The organism is Paucibacter soli, assembly GCF_037482845.1.
Lineage (GTDB): Bacteria > Pseudomonadota > Gammaproteobacteria > Burkholderiales > Burkholderiaceae_C > Paucibacter_B > Paucibacter_B soli.
This window is the reverse complement of record NZ_JBBHJW010000006.1, coordinates 1-18,672: the sequence shown is the minus strand read 5'-3', so window position 1 is coordinate 18,672 and position 18,672 is coordinate 1. Positions and strand designations below refer to the sequence as shown.

General features: G+C 67.6%; 20 protein-coding genes. 12 read left to right on the top strand and 8 right to left on the bottom strand.

Annotated elements, in window-relative coordinates; all coding sequences use genetic code 11:
- Positions 1-48: 48 nt before the first annotated feature.
- Positions 49-2,421, top strand: coding sequence for a penicillin acylase family protein (locus WG898_RS13435; protein ID WP_339603317.1), 2,373 nt, complete (start codon positions 49-51; stop codon positions 2,419-2,421).
- Here the strand turns inward: WG898_RS13435 and pncB are convergent.
- From pncB to WG898_RS13420, 3 genes are read right to left on the bottom strand one after another with little or no spacing between them, the layout of a single operon-like run.
- Positions 2,412-3,608 (bottom strand): nicotinate phosphoribosyltransferase, encoded by a 1,197-nt coding sequence (gene pncB, locus WG898_RS13430; RefSeq protein WP_339603316.1) that lies wholly within the window; start codon positions 3,606-3,608, stop codon positions 2,412-2,414. The two genes, WG898_RS13435 and pncB, sit on opposite strands and share 10 nt — an antisense overlap.
- Positions 3,605-4,453 carry a cysteine hydrolase family protein gene (locus WG898_RS13425; protein WP_339603315.1) on the bottom strand — a complete coding sequence of 283 codons (849 nt, stop codon included), beginning with the start codon at positions 4,451-4,453 and terminating at the stop codon, positions 3,605-3,607. Before WG898_RS13425 ends, pncB begins: the two co-directional genes overlap by 4 nt.
- Positions 4,450-4,875, bottom strand: a complete 426-nt coding sequence (locus tag WG898_RS13420; protein ID WP_339603314.1) for an Lrp/AsnC family transcriptional regulator — start codon at positions 4,873-4,875, stop codon at positions 4,450-4,452. The genes WG898_RS13425 and WG898_RS13420 overlap by 4 nt, the downstream gene beginning before the upstream one ends.
- 180 nt (positions 4,876-5,055) lie before the next feature.
- Here WG898_RS13420 and ocd point away from each other — a divergent pair, with 180 nt between their 5' ends.
- The 3 genes from ocd to WG898_RS13405 are packed head-to-tail and all read left to right on the top strand — an operon-like array spanning position 5,056 to position 8,181.
- Entirely contained in the window at positions 5,056-6,102 is a 1,047-nt protein-coding gene (ocd, locus tag WG898_RS13415; RefSeq protein WP_339603313.1) for an ornithine cyclodeaminase, read from the top strand.
- A 22-nt stretch (positions 6,103-6,124) separates the two neighbouring features.
- Positions 6,125-7,363 carry an MFS transporter gene (locus WG898_RS13410; protein ID WP_339603312.1) on the top strand — a complete coding sequence of 413 codons (1,239 nt, stop codon included), beginning with the start codon at positions 6,125-6,127 and terminating at the stop codon, positions 7,361-7,363.
- Entirely contained in the window at positions 7,360-8,181 is an 822-nt protein-coding gene (locus tag WG898_RS13405) for a M14 family metallopeptidase (RefSeq protein ID WP_339603311.1), read from the top strand. The genes WG898_RS13410 and WG898_RS13405 overlap by 4 nt, the downstream gene beginning before the upstream one ends.
- Here WG898_RS13405 and WG898_RS13400 read toward each other — a convergent pair.
- The gene (locus WG898_RS13400; protein ID WP_339603310.1) at positions 8,165-8,809 is read right to left on the bottom strand and encodes a TetR/AcrR family transcriptional regulator; all 645 of its coding nucleotides are present in this window, start codon (positions 8,807-8,809) and stop codon (positions 8,165-8,167) included. The two genes, WG898_RS13405 and WG898_RS13400, sit on opposite strands and share 17 nt — an antisense overlap.
- Before the next feature lie 103 nt (positions 8,810-8,912).
- On the opposite strand from WG898_RS13400, the gene WG898_RS13395 reads away from it, so the two are divergent.
- The gene (locus WG898_RS13395) at positions 8,913-9,941 is read left to right on the top strand and encodes an MBL fold metallo-hydrolase (protein WP_339603309.1); all 1,029 of its coding nucleotides are present in this window, start codon (positions 8,913-8,915) and stop codon (positions 9,939-9,941) included.
- Positions 9,942-10,043: 102 nt separating this feature from the next.
- The gene (locus WG898_RS13390) at positions 10,044-10,943 is read left to right on the top strand and encodes a DUF4399 domain-containing protein (protein ID WP_339603308.1); all 900 of its coding nucleotides are present in this window, start codon (positions 10,044-10,046) and stop codon (positions 10,941-10,943) included.
- A 13-nt stretch (positions 10,944-10,956) separates the two neighbouring features.
- Here the strand turns inward: WG898_RS13390 and WG898_RS13385 are convergent, their stop codons facing one another.
- From WG898_RS13385 to WG898_RS13370, 4 genes are all read right to left on the bottom strand, one after another.
- Entirely contained in the window at positions 10,957-11,487 is a 531-nt protein-coding gene (locus WG898_RS13385; protein ID WP_339603307.1) for a hypothetical protein, read from the bottom strand.
- A 125-nt stretch (positions 11,488-11,612) separates the two neighbouring features.
- Positions 11,613-12,050, bottom strand: a complete 438-nt coding sequence (gene cadR, locus WG898_RS13380) for a Cd(II)/Pb(II)-responsive transcriptional regulator (RefSeq protein WP_339603559.1) — start codon at positions 12,048-12,050, stop codon at positions 11,613-11,615.
- A gap of 30 nt (positions 12,051-12,080) precedes the next feature.
- Entirely contained in the window at positions 12,081-13,277 is a 1,197-nt protein-coding gene (locus WG898_RS13375; RefSeq protein ID WP_339603306.1) for an ATP-binding protein, read from the bottom strand.
- 96 nt (positions 13,278-13,373) lie between these two features.
- On the bottom strand, positions 13,374-13,514 hold the full coding sequence (locus tag WG898_RS13370; RefSeq protein ID WP_339603305.1) for a hypothetical protein: 141 nt from the start codon (positions 13,512-13,514) through the stop codon (positions 13,374-13,376).
- Between the two features lie 36 nt (positions 13,515-13,550).
- Between WG898_RS13370 and ybiB the strand changes: the two genes are divergently transcribed.
- The 6 genes from ybiB to WG898_RS13340 form a co-directional block, all read left to right on the top strand.
- A complete protein-coding gene (ybiB, locus tag WG898_RS13365; protein ID WP_339603304.1) occupies positions 13,551-14,468 on the top strand; it encodes a DNA-binding protein YbiB in 918 nt (305 codons plus the stop codon).
- A 118-nt stretch (positions 14,469-14,586) separates the two neighbouring features.
- A complete protein-coding gene (locus tag WG898_RS13360) occupies positions 14,587-15,354 on the top strand; it encodes a sulfite exporter TauE/SafE family protein (RefSeq protein ID WP_339603303.1) in 768 nt (255 codons plus the stop codon).
- Positions 15,355-15,371: 17 nt separating this feature from the next.
- The gene (locus tag WG898_RS13355; protein ID WP_339603302.1) at positions 15,372-17,075 is read left to right on the top strand and encodes a nitrite/sulfite reductase; all 1,704 of its coding nucleotides are present in this window, start codon (positions 15,372-15,374) and stop codon (positions 17,073-17,075) included.
- Positions 17,076-17,090: 15 nt separating this feature from the next.
- Complete coding sequence (locus WG898_RS13350) at positions 17,091-17,594, top strand: DUF934 domain-containing protein (protein ID WP_339603301.1); 504 nt, start codon at positions 17,091-17,093, stop codon at positions 17,592-17,594.
- Positions 17,591-18,385, top strand: coding sequence for a phosphoadenylyl-sulfate reductase (locus WG898_RS13345; RefSeq protein WP_339603300.1), 795 nt, complete (start codon positions 17,591-17,593; stop codon positions 18,383-18,385). Before WG898_RS13350 ends, WG898_RS13345 begins: the two co-directional genes overlap by 4 nt.
- Positions 18,382-18,672: phosphoadenosine phosphosulfate reductase domain-containing protein (locus WG898_RS13340; protein WP_339603299.1), on the top strand; the 291-nt coding region annotated here is incomplete at its 3' end. The genes WG898_RS13345 and WG898_RS13340, both read left to right, overlap by 4 nt.

Sequence of the window (18,672 nt, the reverse complement as noted above, 5' to 3'; positions counted from 1 at the left end):
CGGCCGGCCGGCGCCGCCACAATGGCCGCGCATTCAAGCCCCTCCGCCATGAGCAACTCACGCATCGTCCGAACCAGCGCCCGCCTGCTTGCCGGCCTACTGGCCCTGCTGCTCCTGGTGGGTCTGCTCGCCTGGTGCCTGCTGCGCGCCAGCCTGCCGCAGCTGGACGGCGAGATCCAGCTGCCCGGGCTGAAGGCGCCGCTGGCGATCAGCCGCGACGCGCTCGGCACGGCCGTGCTGCAGGGCCGCGAGCGCGAGGATCTGGCACGCGGCCTGGGCTATCTGCATGCCCAGGAGCGCTTCTTCGAGATGGACCTGGCGCGCCGCTCGGCCGCCGGCGAGCTGGCCGCGCTGTTCGGCGACAAGGCGCTGGAACGCGACCGCACGCGCCGCCTGCACCGCATGCGCGCGCGCCTGGGCGAGCGCTTCGCGCAGCTGCCCGCTGCCGACCGCGCCCTGCTGGGCGCCTACGCCAGCGGCGTCAACGCCGGCCTGCAGGCGCTGCGCCTGCGGCCCTGGCAATACCTGCTGCTGCGCGCCGAGCCTGCGCCCTGGACCGAGGTGGACTCGCTGCTGGTGGTGGGCGAGATGTTCTTCATGCTGCAGGCCGGCAGCTTCGAAGCCGGCTTCGAGCGCAGCCTGCTGCGCGAACGCGCCGGCGACGCCCTGTTCGACTGGCTCAACCCGCGCGGCGGCCGCTGGGACGCGGCGCTGGACGGCAGCACGCTGGCCCCGCCGCCCATGCCCAGCGCCGAGCAGTTCGACCTGCGCGCCCTGCCCGCCCCCAAACCTGCCTTGGCAGCCTTGGTCAGCACCGAGGAAGCGCTGCCGGGCAGCAACAACTGGGCGGTGGCGGGCCAGCGCAGCAAGCATGGCGGCGCCATCCTGGCCGACGACATGCACCTGGGCCTGGGCGTGCCCAGCATCTGGTACCGCGCCCAGCTGCAGTTGGGCGACGACAAGGGCCGCATGCAGCGCGCCGCCGGCCTGACCCTGCCCGGCATGCCCAGCCTGGTGGTGGGCAGCAACGGCCAGGTGGCCTGGGGCTTCACGAATGCCTATGGCCAATGGTTCGACTGGATCAAGCTGCCCACGCCACCTGCGATGCCCGCGCCCGAGCGCCTGCGCAGCCTGCAGGAGCGCATCGAGGTCAAGGGCGGCACGGCCCAGGCCCTGGTGGTGCAGGAGTTCGACGGCGCGCCGGTGGCCATGACGCGCGACGGCCAGCGCTATGCGCTGCGCTGGATCGCGCACCAGGGCGAGGCCTACAACCTTGAACTCGATCGTCTGGCCACGGCGCGCGATGTGGCCGAGGCCGCCGGCATCGCGCAGCGCGCCGGCATGCCGCAGCAGAACATCCTGATCGCCGACAAGTCGGGCCATATCGCCTGGACGATAGCCGGGCGGCTGTGGCGCCAGGCCGGCCTGTCACAGCGTTATGCGCGCTTCCAGTCCACCGAGCCGCCCGAGCTGGCCGCACCCGGCTGGCTGGACGCGCGCGACTACCCGCTCTTGCGCGACCCCGACGAGGGCCAGCTCTGGAGCGCCAACCACCGCCAGCTGGGGGGCGCGGCGGCCGAGACGATTGGCGATGGCGGCTTTGACCTGGGCGCGCGCGCCCAGCAGATCCGCGACCGCTTGAGCGAGACCGCCCGGCACGACGAGGCCACGCTGGCGGCGATCCATTTCGATAACGAGGCGCGCTTCATGCAGAGCTGGGCCGCGCGCATCGGCGCCGCGCTGCAGGGCAGCAGCGCGCATACCGAGGTGGCGCGCCAGTTGCAGCAATGGAATGGTCGTGCCGATGCCGACCAGGTGGGCTACCGACTGGCGCGCGCGGTGCGCCTGAAGACCCTGGATGCGCTCTGGACCGCCTGGACCCTGCCCTTGCTGGGCGAGGACCAGCAGGATGAGAAGAAGCGCTTCAAGTGGCGCGCGCAGTTCGAGTACAGCGCCGTGCAGGCCCTGGAGGCCCGTCCCGACCATCTGCTGCCACCGGGCTATTCAAGCTGGCAGGCCTTTGTGCTGGCCCAGGTGGATGCCGCGCTGCTGGAGCTCACCCAGGACGGCAGGCAGGCGCTGGCCCAGGCCAGCTGGGGCCAGCACAACGCCAGCCGCATCCAGCATGTGCTCTCGCGCGCGATCCCGGCACTGGGCCGCTGGCTCGACATGCCCAGCCTGCCGCAGGGCGGCGACTCGCATCTGCCGCATGTAGCGCAGCCGGCCTTTGGCCAGTCGCAGCGTCTGGTGGTGTCGCCCGGCCGCGAGGCCCAGGCCACGCTCAGCATGCCGGGCGGCCAGAGCGGCCATCCGCTCTCGCCCTATTACGGCGCGGGCCATGCGGCCTGGGCGGCGGGCCAGGCCACGCCACTGCTGGCCGGGCCGGCCCAGCACCAGCTGAACGCCAGGGCTCAGCCCTGATCCCGGATGTTGAACACCTGGCGCAGATAGGCCAGGAAGGTGGCGTCGTCGCACATGGTCTTGCCGGGGCTGTCGGACAGCTTGGCGACCGGCTGGCCGTTGCATTGTGTGAGCTTCATGACGATGTTGAGCGGCTCCACCCCCATGTCATTGCTGAAGTTGGTGCCGATGCCGAAGCCCAGCTGGGTGCGGTCGGCAAAGTGGCGGTACAGGGCCAGAGCGGCGGGCACATCCAGGCCGTCGGAAAACACCAGGCGCTTGGTATGCGGATCGATGCGCAGCCGGGCGTAATGCGCCAGCGCCTTCTCGCCCCAGACATAGGGGTCGCCGGAGTCGTGGCGCAGGCCATCGAAGAGCTTGGCGAAATAGAGATCGAAGTCGGCCAGGAAGGCGTCCATGCCCACCACGTCGGTGAGCGCCACGCCAAGATCGCCGCGGTATTCCTGCACCCAATCCTCCAGCGCCGCCTTCTGATGGTCGCGCAGGCGCACGCCGGTGGCCTGGTAGCTCTGCAGGTACTCATGGGCCATGGTGCCGATGGGCACCAGCTCCAGGTCGCGCGCCAGCAGCACATTCGAGGTGCCCTTGAAATACTGCGGCAGTTCCTGCTTGAGCGTGGCCACCACCTCGTGCTGCCAAGCGCCCGAGAAGCGCCGGCGCAGGCCGAAGTCGAACACCTCGAAGGGGTGGCGGCGCTCCGGCTCGTCGGCGAAGGCGCGCAGCAGCCCGATCTTGTGGTGCAGGCGGGTCCGGCCCTCGGCCAGCGCGGCGGCCTGGTCGAAGCGGCGCGAATACAGCTCGTTGACGATGGCCAGCACAAAGATCTCGAAGGCCATCACATGCACCTGCGGCCCGCTGGCGACGATGGAGAGCCCTTCGCCAGCGGCACGCACGCGGATGAAGTCGCGCTGGAAACGGAAGATGCGCAGGAAGTCGACAAAATCCGACTTCATGAAGCGCAGCCCGCGCAGATAGGCCAGCTCATCGGTGTGAAAGCTCAGGCCGCACAGCGCATCCAGCTCGCGCTCGAGCTCGGGCAGGAGATCGGCGAGCGCGAACGCGCTGGGGTTGCGGCACAGGAACTGGTACTCGGCCTGTGTCTGCGGATGGCGATGCAACATCGCCTGCCACATCGTGAACTTGTAGAGGTCGGTCTCCAGCAGGCTGGTGATGATGGGGGCGCTCATGCCAGCTCCGCCTGCATCTCGGCGCAACTGGCCAGGCGCAGGCCACGCGCGCGCATGGCGGCGAAGAAGGCCTGCTGCTGTGCCTCGAAGCCGGCCACCGGACTCATGGCGTCGGTCAACAGCACCATGCGTTCCAGTCTCGCGCCGGGTAAGTGCTCGACCAGGTGCTCCACCGTGGCCTTGACACAGTGGCTGGAGGCTTCGCCGGCGATCAAGAGCTGGCCGGCGCGATCCAGCGCTTGCAGCAGGGGCTGGTTGAGCAGGGTGTCGGCATCGGCCGCGTCCGGCACCTCGGCCTGCAGGGCGCTGTAATGCTCGGCCCAGGGGTTGCTGCCCTTGAGCAGCTTGCGGCTGGGCCGGCGCTGCCATAGTTCCCAGCTGTTGCAGGCCGCGCGCACGGCAGCGTGCAGGCCATGACCCCAGCTGCCGATCTCGCAATGCACCGGCCACACCATCAGGGTGTAGCGGCCGGCGGCCTCGAGGGCGTCCAGATAGGCCTGCGCGCGCGGCAGCGCCGCGGCCTCGCGCGGCCGGAACTCGCCCGCCCGCAGCTGCGCCGCCGTGATGGCCGTGAAAGGCAAGACCTGGCCCCCGTCGGCCCGCTGCCAGAAGCCGGGGTGGGCAATGTCGATATGGTGGTGTGAATCCAGGGTCAGGGTGATGTCGTCGAGCCGCGCGCCCAGGACGTCCACAAGCCCGGCCAAGCGCAGCATGTCGGCATGCGCACCCGGCACCGGCAGGGCCGGCAGCAGCGGCACGCCGGTCAGCGGGTCGGTGGTGCACCAGGACGGCGGCAGGTCGCAGAAGTCGTTCTGCGCGTCGATGATGAGGAGCTGGGTATTCATGACAGCTTGTAGGTCTGCAAATGGATGCTGGTCTCGGTGGCGCCTATGCCCTTGATCAGGCGCACGCGTTCGAGCACGTCGGCCAGTTCCCCCAGCGTCGCAGCGCGCAGCTCGGCCAGCAGGTCCCAGCGGCCGTTGGTGTCGAACAGCCCCGAGACGCCCGGCTCGCCCAGCAGGATGCTGATGACCTCGCGCGTGCGGTTGCCCTCCACCGCGATGCTCATCCAGGCGGTGATCTGGTTGGGCGTGACGTCGGGCCGCAGGCGGATCGTGTAGCCCACGATCACCCCCGAGTCCTCCAGCTTGGCAATGCGGTTGGTGACGGTGCCGCGCGAGACCTTGAGCTTGCTCGCCAAGGTGGCCACGCTGGCGCGCGCATCCTGGCGCAGCAGCGCCATCAGTTGTTGGTCGAGGGTGTCCATGAGGTGGTTTCCGGCAGCTTGAGCAAGGGGCGCATACCGCCCCAATGGCCTCCATTTTGCCATTTTGCCAATTTCCACTATCGAAACGGCAGATTACCTGCAATTACTAGGCAAGTCTTGCCCTTCTCGCTAGCAAGTGCTTTGGCAAGAATCACTCCAACGAAACAACGGAGACCGCCCATGACCACCCTGCTGACCACCAAGGACCTTGCCAAGATCGCCCAGCAGCTCGGTCTGGCCGAGTGTCTCAAGCGCATGGCCGGCTATATCGAGGCCGACTACCTGCGCTGGAGCGAATTCGACAAGACTCCGCGCGTGGCCAGCCATTCGCAGGACGGTGTGATCGAGCTGATGCCTATCGCCGACGCCAGTCTCTACAGCTTCAAGTACGTCAACGGTCATCCCAAGAACACCAGGGAAGGCCTGCCCACCGTGATGGCGCTGGGCCTCTTGGCCGACGTCTACACCGGCCGCCCCGAACTGGTGGCGGAGCTGACCCTCACCACCGCCATCCGCACCGCCGCCACCTCGGCGATGGTGGCACGCCGCCTGGCCCGGCCCGAGAGCCGCAGCATGGCCCTGATCGGCAATGGCGCGCAAAGCGAATTCCAGGCCCTGGCCTTCCATTACCTGCTGGGCATCAACGAGATCCGCCTGTTCGACATCGACCCGGCCGCCACCGCCAAGCTGCAACGCCACCTCGGCGGCGTGCCCGGCCTGACGCTGAAGGTCTGCGGCAGCACGGCCGAAGCGGTGCGTGGTGCCGACATCGTCACCACCGTCACCGCCGACAAGAACTACGCCACCATCATCACGCCCGAGATGATCGAGCCGGGCATGCATATCAACGGCGTGGGCGGCGATTGCCCCGGCAAGACCGAGCTGCACCGCGGCGTGCTGGAGATGGGCAAGGTGTTCGTCGAGTACGAGCCGCAGTCGCGCATCGAGGGCGATGTGCAGCAGATGCCGGCAGACTTCCCGGTCACCGAGTTCTGGCAGGTGCTGCGCGGCACGGCCAGCGGCCGCGACAGCGCCGCGCAGGTCACCGTGTTCGACTCGGTGGGCTTTGCGCTGGAAGACTTCTCGGCACTACGCCTCTTGCGCGACCTGGCGCGTGAGTTGGGCCTGGGCCAGGAAGCCGACCTGATCCCGCAGATGAGCGACCCCAAGGACTTGATGGGCCAGCTCGGCTTGAATCTGTCGCAGGGCGGCCGCCTGGCGGCTTGATCGACGCCAGATCCGCAGCTTCATGCTGAGCCACCATTCGAGCGCTCGGCACTGGCCGACGCACCCGTCGGTCTACCTGATACTGATCCTGCCGTTCGGCGTCTTGAGCGGCTTCCTGACGGTCACGCTGGCCTACTGGCTGACGCAGGCCAAGGTGGATGCGGCCGAGATCGGCACCTTGATTGCACTGAGCTACCTGCCGCACACATGGAAGTTCCTGTGGGCACCCAGCGTCGATCTGACGCTGAGCCGCAAGCGCTGGTACATGCTGTCGCTTGTGTTCACCTGTGCCGGCATGTATGCAATGGGACTGCTGACCCACAAGCACGCCCCACTGCCCTGGCTGTCTGCCGCGGTGCTGCTGACCAATCTCGCGTCCACCTTTCTTGGCATGGCCGTCGAGGGTCTGATGGCCAATGGCACGCCAGACGATGCCAAGGGCCGCGCCGCAGGCTGGTTCCAGGCTGGCAATCTTGGTGGGCTGGGCATCGGTGGCGGTGCAGCACTGTGGTTGGCCCAGGACATGCATTTCAGCCAGGCATGGGCCAGCGGCCTGCTCGCCGCCGCTTGCATGCTTTGTGCGCTGGCATTGCTGCCCATCCAGGAACGGCCCAGATCGGCTGCCGCTCCGAACGCGGGGCTGCGACAGCATCTCAAAGCGGTGACGCTCGACGTTTGGGGCATGGCGCGCTCGCGCGTTGGTGCCCTGGCCCTGCTGGCCTGCTTCCTGCCGATTGGCAGCGGCGCCGCGTCCAATCTCTGGTCGGTGCTCGCGCCGGACTGGCACGCTTCACCCAACACCGTCGCACTGATCAACGGTGTGGGCGGAGGGCTTATTTCGGCGCTGGGCTGCCTGGTGGGAGGCTTTGTGTGCGACCGCATGGACCGCAAACTGGCCTACTGTCTGTTCGGGTTGGCGCAGGCGGCCTGCGCCCTGAGCATGGGCCTCGCATCCACCAATCAGAGCAGCTATGTGGTCTTCACGGCGCTCTATGCCTTCATCTCCGGGCTGACCTATGCCGGCTTTTCCGCCATGGTGCTGGAGGCCATTGGTCACGGCGCTGCGGCGACCAAGTACAACCTGCTGGCCGCGCTGTCCAATCTGCCGGTCGCCTGGATGACCCTGTTCGACGGTTGGGTACACCAGAACTGGGGAGCCCGACCCATGCTGTACACCGAAGCCGCCATCGGTGTGAGCGCCCTGCTGATGCTGCTCGCGTTGGCACGCATCAAGACACTGACTGTACGAGCAAGGCCATGATCGACACCGAAAAGAGCTGGACTTGGGAGCTGCCACCCGACTGCGGTGCCCAACTTAGCAACGACGGAGCCGCGCTGCTGGCGCAACTGCTGCAAACGGCACAGCTGCGCGGCTTTTCGGCACGCGAGCTGGGTCGTGTCGCCGACCATCCGATCTGGTGCCTCACGCGCCCGGCGCGCCGCAGCGATGCGCCGCGCCTGCTGCTCGCCAGCGGCTTCCACGGCGAAGAGTCGGCCGGTCCCTGGGGCGTGCTGCGCGCCCTGAGAGACGCGTCCACCGAATCGCTGGACCGGGTGCATCTCACGGTGTTGCCGCTGGTCAATCCGACCGGCTTCAACGCCGGTCGGCGCTTCAACGAATGGGGCGAGAATCCCAACCGAGGCTATCCCAGCCTGGCCGTGGAAGACGGGCCGCCCTCGCGCGAGGGCCGGATCCTGCTGGAGCATGCCGAGTTGCTGCTCGACGCCGGGCGGGACGGCGTGCTCAGCTGCCATGAGGATGTGGGCGTCGAGCAGGCCTATCTCTACAGCTTCGAGCGCAGCGCCCGCCCGGGCGCCTTCAGCCAAGCCCTGCTGGCCGCCAACACCGCCCACTTTCCCTGCTATCCCGATGGTCTGGTGGACGACTGCCCGATCGAGGGCGGCATCGTCTTCAACCATTACGACGGCTCCTTCGAGGCCTGGCTGATGGAGCAGGGTGCGCTGCGCGCGGCCTGTGTCGAAACGCCGGGGCAACAGCCGCTGGCGTCCCGCATCGCGGCGCAGGCCGCGATGATGACGGCCTTCATCGCGCTGGGTGGCGCTAAGGCCGCGGCCTGACGCCCTCGCCGGCAGCGCTGGCATAGAAGGCGAGGAACATGTCGACGCTGTCCTGCAGCACGCGCTGCTGCTGCGCCTTGGACAAGGGCGGCTGACCCATCGCCAGCTGCGGCCAGAACGCGAAGGCCTTCAGCATGCCCTGCAGCTGCTGGGCCGCATAGGGCGCATCCACCGGGCGCAGGCGGCCATCGGCCTGCGCGGCCGCAATCCATTGCGCCAGGCCGGCCTCCTTTTCGCCCAGCCGCGCCACCATGGCCTGGGCGCGCTCGGGCGTGTGCAGCATCTCTGCCACCGCCACCCGCACCAGGTCCATGAAGCCGGCATCGGTCATGAGCTTGAGCTTTTCGCCCAGGATGTCCAGCAGTTGATCGCGCAGCGGCTCGTCCGCCCGGTACAGCTGCGGCGGCAAGGCCTTGCTGCGCTGCCATAGCTGCAGCAGGATCTCGGCGAACAGATCCTCCTTGCTGGGGAAATGGTTGTAGACCGTGCGCTTGGAGACCTCGGCCGCCGCGGCCACCCGGTCCATGCTGGTGCCGGCGAAACCATGCTCGCGAAATTCGGCCAATGCCGCCCGCACGATGGCCTCGCGTTTGCGGTCGGTCAGGCGGCTTGCGGTGGCGGCGCTCATGTGGGCGTGCAAAGTGAACTGGTGCACGAAGTTTACACCGTTCAGTTTACTTTTAAGGAACCCAGCACTACACTATTCAGTGTACTTTTTGGACGCATCACCGATGAGCAGCACGACACTTCATGGCCCCGCAACGGTGGCGCCGAGTCACCATGCCACGACACAGCCAGGCCAGCGGCGCTTTCGCAACCATGCGCCCCGCCACGCCCAGGGCTGGCGCAAGACGCTCGCCATCCTGTGGCGCTTTGCCTTCAACAAGCCCGCCAACACGGTGCCGCGCCAGCCCATCCCGGTACAGGCGCTGAGCCGCGCGGCGCTGTTGGCTGCGCCCGACACCAGCCTCTGGCGCCTCGGTCATTCGACCATGCTGCTGAAGATCGATGGCGGCTTCTGGCTCACCGATCCGGTGTTCTCGCTGCGCGCCTCGCCGCTGCAGTTCCTCGGCCCCAAGCGCTTCCACGCGCCGCCCATCGGCATCGAGGAGCTGCCGTCTATCCGCGGCGTGGTCCTCTCGCACGACCACTACGATCACCTGGACAAGGCCGCGATCTTGGCGCTGGCCGCCAAGACCGAGTGTTTTATCGCGCCGCTGGGCGTGGGCGAGATCCTGCGCGGCTGGGGCCTGCCCGCAGGCAAGTTGCGGGAGCTGGACTGGTGGCATAGCACCCAGGTCGACGGCCTGCGTCTGCATGCCACACCGGCGCAGCATTTCTCGGGCCGCGGCCTGCGCGACGGCAACCGCACGCTGTGGTGCTCCTGGGTGCTGGAGCATGCCGACTTCAGGCTCTTCTTCAGCGGCGACAGCGGCTACTTCCCGGGCTTCAAGGCGATCGGCGAGCGCCATGGCCCCTTCGATCTGAGCCTGATCGAGACCGGCGCCTACAACGAGGACTGGCCCGACATCCACATGCACCCGGAGCAAAGCCTGCAGGCCCATATCGACCTGGGGGCGCGCGTCATGATGCCGATGCACAACGGCACCTTCGACCTCTCGCTGCACGCCTGGGACGAACCCTTCGAGCGCATTAGCGCGCTCGCGCTGGCGCAAGACCTGACCCTGACGACGCCGCAGATGGGCGAGCGGGTCGACATCAAGGCGCCGCCGCCGTCGCAGCCCTGGTGGCGCACCTAGCAGGAACTGCCTCAGCCTTGCCCCCGACTCGATGGACGCGCCGCGCCTTCACAGCCCCTGACGGGCCTCCCATAATGGCCCGGCAACCAGGGAGTCCAGGCCATGAAGTCAAACTGCGTGAAGTTCGCGGCGTTGCTGGCCATGCTGGGCACGCTGGCCATGGCCAAGGCGCAGGCCCAGGGTCTGCCCGGCAATGCGCTGGAACGGCGCTGCTGGTTGAACTACACGGCCGAGCGCAGTGCCATCGACATGCGCGAGCCCACCGCGGTGCGCTTCGTCAATCTGCGCAACGGCTATGCGCTGCGCTCGCCCTTCATGATCGAGTTCGGCGTGCGCGGCATGGGGGTGGTGCCCGCCGGCAACCCGACCGAACGCGCCGGCCATCACCATCTGCTGATCGACACGCCGCTGCCGCGCGACCACCAGCAGAAGATCCCCTTTTCCGACAAGCACAAGCATTTCGGCAAGGGGCAGACGGGCACGGTGCTGGACCTGCCACCCGGTCCACACACGCTGCGATTGCTGTTCGCCGACCACGACCACCGCCCCTATTTCGTCTACAGCCCCGAGATCACGGTGCATGTGCTGGGCACGCGCACGGCCGCGCCCATCGCCATCGACCCCGCCGAGTTCGAGAACAGCTGCGCCGCCTGGTACCAGGACCAGGTCAGCGCGCCGCGCGGCGGCGGCAAGGAGGTCTACGCCAAGAACCTGCGCGACGGCGAGGCCGTGAGCAGCCCCTTTGTGCTGAGTCTGGGGGCGATCGGGCTGGGCATCGCACCCGCCGGACGCAAGCTGCCCGACACCGGCCACTTCGCGGTGACGGTGCAGCGCGCAGGCAGCACGGCACAGCGCCTGGTGCTTGCCGACGGCCGCACCGAAACTACCCTGGATCTCGCCAAGGGCGACTACGAACTCGAGATCGCCCTGCTGGACGCCGACAACAAGGTCGCGCTCAAGTCAGCGCCGCTGCGCTTGAGCGTGACGCGGCAGGACCGCTGAGCGGCCCGGCCGTTCAGGCGCCACGCAGCTGTGCGCTCAGCGCCCGGCCTTCGCTGCGCTTGGCCTTGGTGGCCGCCTTGCGATAGAGCTCCTCGGCCTCCTGGCGCAGGGCAATCGCCTTCTCCAGGGCTTCCTGGTAGCGCTCGATCGTGTAGGTCGACTCTGCGGCGATGTAGACGCTGCGTCGGCGCGGCGCCTCACCGAAACGCGGCAGCAGCACGGTGAAGCTGCAGTCGCGTCGGTTCGGCCGGCGCTCGCGCACGATCGGCCCCGAGATGCCGACCGGCAACTCGCTGCTCTTGCTGCGGCTGGGCTCCGGCTTGAGGCGGGTGGGCGCCGGCAGCTTGCTCATGCGCTTGGCCAATTCCTTGGTCGCCTGGTTCAGCGCCTCCGCGGCACTGGCGCCATAGCGACCATCGGAATACAGCTTGGTGCCGCCGTAGCGGAGTTGCCAACCATGGGTGGCACGGTGGTCGATACGTTGAATGCACTGCGGCACCTGGAAACGTTCGCCGTTATAGATCACGACATCTCTGGTTTTCATGAGCATCCTCGCTACTTCGTTGGATGACTCCCCTGCCCGCTAGTGTACGCGCAGCAATTGCAAAATAACGCCACCATTGCAGGGTACACGCCGGTCGTGGCGCCGCACCGACAGAGGCACGCGTCTCAGGTATGGGCGCCACGGTAGCGATGCCCGGAGTGCCGCTGCGCACTTTCATCGAGCTGCTGCAGGATGCCGCAGGCCTGGCTGCTGCGCTGCACTTCGGCACAGCGCGCGCGCAAGGCCTTCAGTTCACGCTCAAGTTCGCGCAGCTCGCGCAGGCGCTCGGCCACATGGCGCACATGCGCATCCAGCAACTCGTTCACCGCCTGGCAATCCTGCTCGGGTGCATCCTTGACGCGCAACAGCGTGCGCACCTCGTCGAGCGACATGTCGAGATTGCGGCATTGGCGGATGAAGGCCAGGCGCTGCACGTCCCCGGCGCCATACAGGCGGTAGTTGCCCTCGCTGCGCGGCGCCGCTGGCAGCAGACCCTCACGCTCGTAGAAGCGTACGGTGTCCACGGGCGTCAGCGCGGCGCGTGCCAGCGCGCCGATCTTCATCATTTTGGGTTCACCTGCGCGCATGGCTCGTCACTGTAAACCGGCCGCCGTGCCCCAAGTTCGACCCACCGCTCCGCCCTCGGCCCGCAGATCGCGCAGTCGCCGGATTTCTTCGTCCACCCGAGCGCGATCGGCCTCGACGAGTGCGTCGAGAATGCGCGCACCCAAGCCAGCCAACTGCGCATGTGCGCGCGCCACCGCTGCCGCCCGCTCGGCCTGGCGCCGCGCCAGCTCTTCACCAGCCTGCGCTGCCTGCTCGACCTGGTTGAGCGCCGCATACAGCTGCACCATCAGCGTCAGCGCGCGCAAGGCAACGCGGTCACGCACGCGCAGCTCGGCGGGTTCAAACAATGCTTGCAGCAGCTCCAGGGCCGACGCCGCATCGCCCACCTCCGCATCCATCAGCGCCAACTCCAGCTGCACCGAGCGGCGAATCGAATGCCAGTGCTGCGCCAGCGATTCCACCAGCACCGCGCGCAGGGCCACGCGGGCCGGCTCGCGTTCGCCGCGCCGGCGACGCCAGCGTGCCTGGTTGGCACGCCACATGCAACGCATATGCGGGCTGTCCACCTCGACCAGCAATGCATCCCCCTGTCCAAGCAGGCGGGCGGCACGCGCCAGCACGCCGCTGGCCATCTGCCGCCGATCGACCTCGGCATAGGCGTCGTGCAGGCTACAGAACAGGTGCAAGGCGTTGGAATAGCGGCTCAGCCTCTCTTGGGCCGACGACAGGTGCTCGGAAAAACCCACCGCCTCGACCATGAAACGCTCGGCCTCCAAACCATCGCCCATGCTCAGATAGGCCATGGCGGTTCGATCCAACGCCCGCGACGCCAAGGTGGGATTCTGCAGTTGCAGCCCGTCCTGCAGGGCCACATGGGCCGCACGCAGTGATTGCTCGGACATCCCCAGGTTCACATAGCCAAAGGCCATCAGCACCATCAACTCGGCGCGTTCAACCGAGGCTTCGTATAAGGGCAGCAGATTGAGTACCTGGGAGCATGCCTCCAGCATGGCATCGAAACGCTCCAGCTTGCTGAGGCTCTGCACCCGCAACATCAACGCACCGCGCTGCAGCGTGGGCGACGCGGCATCTGCCGCCTCCAGCCCACGCAGCACCGCATCGGCCCCTGTCAGTGCGGCTTCATAGTCGCCGTGCAAGTACTGGCGATCCGCCTCATCGAGGCTGGCCTTCAGGGCAACACCTTGCTTGGGGTCTTGGGACATGTGCTGCTCTTTTCCGAGGGCCATACCGCAGCCCCCCGCATACCAGTGTATGCCTGCCCAGAAGCGCAGCTCACAGCCTTATTCCGGGTGCCCCGCTTACTTTTTCTTCTTGCTGCGGTCCGCCACCAGGGTGGTGATGCTGGGCATCACGGCGCCCGGGGAAACCGGCTTGGCGGGCGTGCTGTCCTTCTTGGGCTTCTTGGCTTCCTTGTTGCTCTTCTGCTGACCTTTTGCCATGGGACCTCCTGTATGTGGATGTGCACAATGTAGCCCATGCTGTATGCCTCGCTCATCAAGGAAATCGGCCGCGGTACGCGCGGCGCCCGCGACCTCGACACCGACCAGGCCGAGGCCTTGTTCGGCCAAATACTGGACGGCCGGGTACCCGAGCTGGAACTCGGCGCGATCCTCATGAGCCTGCGCATCAAGGGCGAGAGTGCCGACGAGTTGCGCGGCTTCGAGCGCGCCATGCAGGCGCGCACAGCCCATCTGGCGCTGCCCGCCGGCCCGCGCTGCGTGGTGCTGCCCAGCTTCAATGGCGCGCGCAAGCAGGCCAATCTCTTTCCGCTCGTGGCGCTGCTGCTGGCGCGCCAGGGCGTGCCGGTGCTGATCCATGGCCGGCATGATTTCGATAGCCGGGAGAGCCCGTTCGAGCTGCTGGCCGCACTCGGGCTGACGCTGGCGCAGGATGTTCGCGAGGCGAGCGCCCAGTTAGGCGAACGCCGCATCGCGTGCCTGCCGCTGCAGGCCCTCAACCCAGGCCTGGACGCGCTAATGGCGCTGCGTCCGCGCCTGGGGGTGCGCAACAGCGGCCACAGCGTGGCCAAGCTGCTGGACCCGGCGCCCGGCCGCTCGGTGCGGGTGGTGGCCGTGACCCACCCCGAGGTGCTGGACGCGATGGGCCAGGCCCTGGGGCCGCTCACCGAGCCGGCCGGCCGCGCCCTCCTGATGCGCGCCAGCGAGGGCGAGCCCTATGCCCATCTGCGACGGCGTGCCCAGCTCTACGGCTATTTCGATGGCGAGCGCCGGGACCTGCACCCGGCCGACAGCACCGACATTGATTGGCCACTCTCCGAGGCCTGCGACGCCGCGGCCAACGCCCAGTTGATCCGCGCCATGCTGGCCGGCGAACAGCCGCTGCCTCCGCGCATCAGCGAGCAGGTCCAAGCCCTGTTGCGCTTGTCGCAATAGGGTTTATATGCCCATTCAAGAATAAGCAACCTACCAATTTGTAGTTCGAATATATAAAGAACCTGATTACAGTCCGCCACCTAGGGTTGCCACCAGGTTGACCCGCTAAGGAGCAGCTTTGGACTGGACAGCAATTGCAAGCGGATTTGGCGTCGGCGCCATCGTCGGTATCACCGGCGTGGGCGGCGGCTCGCTGATGACGCCACTGTTGCTCTCGGTCTTCAGGCTGAGCCCGGCAGTGGCGATCGGCACCGATCTCTGGTTTGCGGCACTCACCAAGCTGTCCGGCTCGGTTGCCCATGCCCGCCACGGCCATGTGAAGTGGGGCATCACCGCCCTGCTGCTGGCCGGCAGCATTCCGGCCTCCGTCCTCACCGTGGCGCTGATGCATTTCACCGGCATCACCAAGGGCTGGGCCAGCACCCTGACCTTCTCGCTGGGCATTGCGCTCTTCCTGACCGCCCTGGTGGTGGCCTTCAAGAAATCCTGGCAGGCCGTGGGCCTGCGCCTGGAACGCTACATACCCGACAGCCGCAAGCCGGCCTTGACGGTGGCCTCGGGCGTGCTGCTGGGGGTGCTGGTGTCGCTCTCGTCGATCGGCGCCGGCGCCATCGGCGCGACCCTGATCCTGCTGATCTATCCGCGCCTGGAAGCCCGCTACATCGTCGGCAGCGACATCGCCCATGCCGTGCCCCTGACCCTGGTGGCCGGCATCGGCCACGCCATGCTGGGCAATGTCGACTGGAGCCTGCTCGTGCCCCTGCTGATCGGCTCTGTGCCCGGCATCTGGCTGGGCGCCCAACTCACCCGCCGCCTGCCTGACGGCGTGATCCGCGGCCTGCTGTGCGCATCGCTCTTGATGGCCGGCTGGAAAGTGATCCACTGAATTTCTACGTTCAAGCCATGTACGCCTACACCGATTTCGACCGCCAGTTCGTGCGCGCCCGCGCCGCCCAGTTTCGCGACCAGCTTGAGCGCAACCTTGCCGGCACCCTGGGCGACGACGAGTTCCGCCCGCTGCGCCTGCAAAACGGCTGGTATGTGCAGCGCCACGCCCCCATGCTGCGCGTGGCCGTGCCCTATGGCGTGCTGAGCAGCCGCCAGCTGCGCCAGCTGGCCCGCATCGCGCGCGAGTTCGACCGCGGCTACGGCCACTTCACGACGCGCCAGAACCTGCAATACAACTGGATCCCGCTGCCGCGTGCCGCCGACGTGATGGACCTGCTGGCCGAGGTGGACATGCATGGCATCCAGACCAGCGGCAACTGCATCCGCAACATCACCAGCGACGGCCTGGCCGGCGTGGCACCCGATGAAGTCATCGACCCGCGCCCCTATGCCGAGGTGCTGCGCCAGTGGAGCACCCTGCATCCCGAGTTCGCCTTCCTGCCGCGCAAGTTCAAGATCGCGATCTCGGGCACGCGCGAAGACCGCGCCGCCATCGCCTGGCACGACATCGGCCTGCAGCTGCTGAAGAACGCCGCGGGCGAGATCGGCTTCAAGGTGCTGGTGGGTGGCGGCATGGGCCGCACGCCCATCATCGGCCAGGTGATCAGCGAGTTCCTGCCCTGGCAGCAGATCCTCGTCTACATCGAGGCCATCGTGCGTGTCTACAACCGCTACGGCCGCCGCGACAACGCCTACAAGGCCCGCATCAAGATCCTGGTGAAGGCCGAGGGCCAGGCCTTCTTCGACGATGTGAACGCCGAGTTCGCCAAGATCCTGCAGGAAGACCCGGCCGGCCATGAGCACCTGATTCCGCAAGCCGAACTGGACCGCGTAGCGGCCAGCTTTGTCGTACCGGCCGCGGTGCAGGCCCTGCCCGCCGTGGACATCTTCGCGGGCGTGCAGTCCGGTGCTTACAAGCGCTGGCTGGAGCGCAATGTGCATGGCCACCGCCTGAGCGGCTACCGCGCCGTGACGCTCTCGCTCAAACATGTGGGCATCGCCCCCGGCGACGCCACCGAGCAGCAGATGGACGCCGCCGCCGCCATCGCCGACCAGTTCAGCCAGGGCGAGTTGCGCGTCACGCACGACCAGAACCTGCTGCTGCCCTGGGTGCGCGAGAGCGACTTGCCCGCCGTGTTCGAGGCGGCCAGGGCGAATGGCTTCGCCACCCCCAATATCGGCCTGCTCACCGACATGATCGCCTGCCCCGGCGGCGACTTCTGCGCGCTGGCGAATGCACGCTCGATCCCGGTGGCCGAGGACATCACGCAGCGCTTCCAGGACCTGGACGAGCTCTACGACATCGGCGACATCGACCTGCACATCAGCGGCTGCATCAACAGCTGCGGCCACCACCACAGCGGCCATATCGGCATCCTCGGCGTCGACAAGGACGGCAAGGAGTGGTACCAGGTTTCGCTGGGTGGCTCCGACGGCTCCACCCTCTCCGGCGCGGCCGTGCCCGGCAAGGTGATAGGCCCCTCGTTTGCCGCCGACGAGGTGGGCGACGTGATCGAAGCCATCGTGCAGACCTACCGCGGCCAGCGCGCCAGCGGCGAGCGCTTCATTGACACCGTCAAGCGCGTGGGGCTGCAGCCCTTCAAGGACGCCGCGCATGCCGTGCGCTCGTCCACCGCCGCCCCCGCCGTTGCCGCCTGAACAAGAGCACCAGCCATGAAATTCATAGCCCCCCACCAAGACCAATGGCATCGCTGCGCCGGCGAGGACGGCCCGGTCTCGCACCCCGCCGCGGCCGCGCACCTGCTGCTGAGCCTGGAGCAATGGCATGCGGTGCGCGACACCTGGCCGGCCGAACTGCCGGTGGGCGTGCAACTGCGCAATGACTTCGATGTCGAGGACATCGCTGCGGATCTGCCGCGCCTGGCGCTGATCGCGCTGGACTTCCCCAAGTGGGTGGATGGCCGTGCCTACAGCCAGGCACGCCTGCTGCGCGTGCGCCTGCGCTTTGCCGGCGAGATCCGCGCCGTGGGCGAAGTGTTGGTGGACATGGTGCCGCTGCTGGCCCGCACCGGCTTCGACGCCGCCCAGCTGCGCCCCGACCAGAGCACCGAGATCGCCCGGCAGCAACTGGGCTTCTTCCCGCGCCATTACCAGGGCGATGTGAACCAGCCCAGGCCGGCCTTTGCGGAAAATTCGGCGGACAAGGTGGCCGCATGACGAGCGAAGTGAGCAGCCTGTCGACTCTGCAGCCGGCCTCGTCCTCGGCCATCGGCCTGTATGCGCGCAAGACCACGGGCTTCGACGCACGCCTGGCCCACACCAGACAGTTGCTGCAGCAAGCCTGGGACACGCATGGCGCCGGCCTGCTGCAATCCACCAGCCTGGGCGCCGAGGACATGGTGATCACCGCCCTGATCGCCGAGCTGCGGCTGCCCATCGCCGTGGCCACGCTGGACACCGGCCGCCTGCACCCCGAGACCCTCGCGCTCTTGCCGCAGATCGAGGCGCGCTACGGCATCAAGGCCGAGGTCTACGCGCCGGTGGCCGATGCGGTCGTGCATTTCGTGCGCGCGCGCGGCCTCGACGCGATGTACGAGAGCCTGGCGCTGCGCAAGGAATGCTGCGGCATCCGCAAGCTGGAGCCGCTCTCGCGCATGCTCACTGGCCGCACCGCCTGGATCACCGGCCTGCGCCGCGAGCAATCGGCCAATCGCGCCGAGGTGCCCGACACCGAGCTGGACGCGCAAGGGCGCGTCAAGGTCAACGTCCTGGCGGACTGGAGCTGGGCCGATGTCTGGTACTTCATCTCCACGTTCGAGGTGCCATACAACGCGCTGCACGACCAGTTCATGCCCAGCATCGGTTGTGCGCCCTGCACCCGTGCCATCGCGGTGGGCGAGGACTTCCGCGCCGGCCGCTGGTGGTGGGAAGACGAGAACGCCAAGGAATGCGGTCTGCACAAGGCGCATTCAAATGAGGAATTGAAGGAATCGGGAGCCACGGCATGAACGCCCCTGTGAATCTGAACAAACTGCTGCCCACGGTGGACCAGCGCCATCTGGACCATCTGGAAGAGGAAGCCATCTTCATCCTGCGCGAGGTGGCCGCGGCCTTCGAGCGCCCGGCCCTGCTGTTCTCGGGCGGCAAGGATTCCTGCGTGGTGCTGCGCCTGGCCGAAAAGGCCTTCAAGCAACGCGTGGCGGGCAACGAGTTCAAGGGCCGTCTGCCCTTCCCGCTAGTGCATGTGGACACCGGCCATAACTTCCCTGAGGTGATAGCGTTCCGCGACCAGCGC

Coding starts and splice junctions, on each gene's coding strand:
- WG898_RS13435 (WP_339603317.1), top strand. CDS start 49: ATGAGCAACTCACGCATCGTCCGAACCAGCGCCCGCCTGCTTGCCGGC.
- pncB (WP_339603316.1), bottom strand. CDS start 3,608: ATGAGCGCCCCCATCATCACCAGCCTGCTGGAGACCGACCTCTACAAG.
- WG898_RS13425 (WP_339603315.1), bottom strand. CDS start 4,453: ATGAATACCCAGCTCCTCATCATCGACGCGCAGAACGACTTCTGCGAC.
- WG898_RS13420 (WP_339603314.1), bottom strand. CDS start 4,875: ATGGACACCCTCGACCAACAACTGATGGCGCTGCTGCGCCAGGATGCG.
- ocd (WP_339603313.1), top strand. CDS start 5,056: ATGACCACCCTGCTGACCACCAAGGACCTTGCCAAGATCGCCCAGCAG.
- WG898_RS13410 (WP_339603312.1), top strand. CDS start 6,125: ATGCTGAGCCACCATTCGAGCGCTCGGCACTGGCCGACGCACCCGTCG.
- WG898_RS13405 (WP_339603311.1), top strand. CDS start 7,360: ATGATCGACACCGAAAAGAGCTGGACTTGGGAGCTGCCACCCGACTGC.
- WG898_RS13400 (WP_339603310.1), bottom strand. CDS start 8,809: ATGAGCGCCGCCACCGCAAGCCGCCTGACCGACCGCAAACGCGAGGCC.
- WG898_RS13395 (WP_339603309.1), top strand. CDS start 8,913: ATGAGCAGCACGACACTTCATGGCCCCGCAACGGTGGCGCCGAGTCAC.
- WG898_RS13390 (WP_339603308.1), top strand. CDS start 10,044: ATGAAGTCAAACTGCGTGAAGTTCGCGGCGTTGCTGGCCATGCTGGGC.
- WG898_RS13385 (WP_339603307.1), bottom strand. CDS start 11,487: ATGAAAACCAGAGATGTCGTGATCTATAACGGCGAACGTTTCCAGGTG.
- cadR (WP_339603559.1), bottom strand. CDS start 12,050: ATGAAGATCGGCGCGCTGGCACGCGCCGCGCTGACGCCCGTGGACACC.
- WG898_RS13375 (WP_339603306.1), bottom strand. CDS start 13,277: ATGTCCCAAGACCCCAAGCAAGGTGTTGCCCTGAAGGCCAGCCTCGAT.
- WG898_RS13370 (WP_339603305.1), bottom strand. CDS start 13,514: ATGGCAAAAGGTCAGCAGAAGAGCAACAAGGAAGCCAAGAAGCCCAAG.
- ybiB (WP_339603304.1), top strand. CDS start 13,551: ATGCTGTATGCCTCGCTCATCAAGGAAATCGGCCGCGGTACGCGCGGC.
- WG898_RS13355 (WP_339603302.1), top strand. CDS start 15,372: ATGTACGCCTACACCGATTTCGACCGCCAGTTCGTGCGCGCCCGCGCC.
- WG898_RS13350 (WP_339603301.1), top strand. CDS start 17,091: ATGAAATTCATAGCCCCCCACCAAGACCAATGGCATCGCTGCGCCGGC.
- WG898_RS13345 (WP_339603300.1), top strand. CDS start 17,591: ATGACGAGCGAAGTGAGCAGCCTGTCGACTCTGCAGCCGGCCTCGTCC.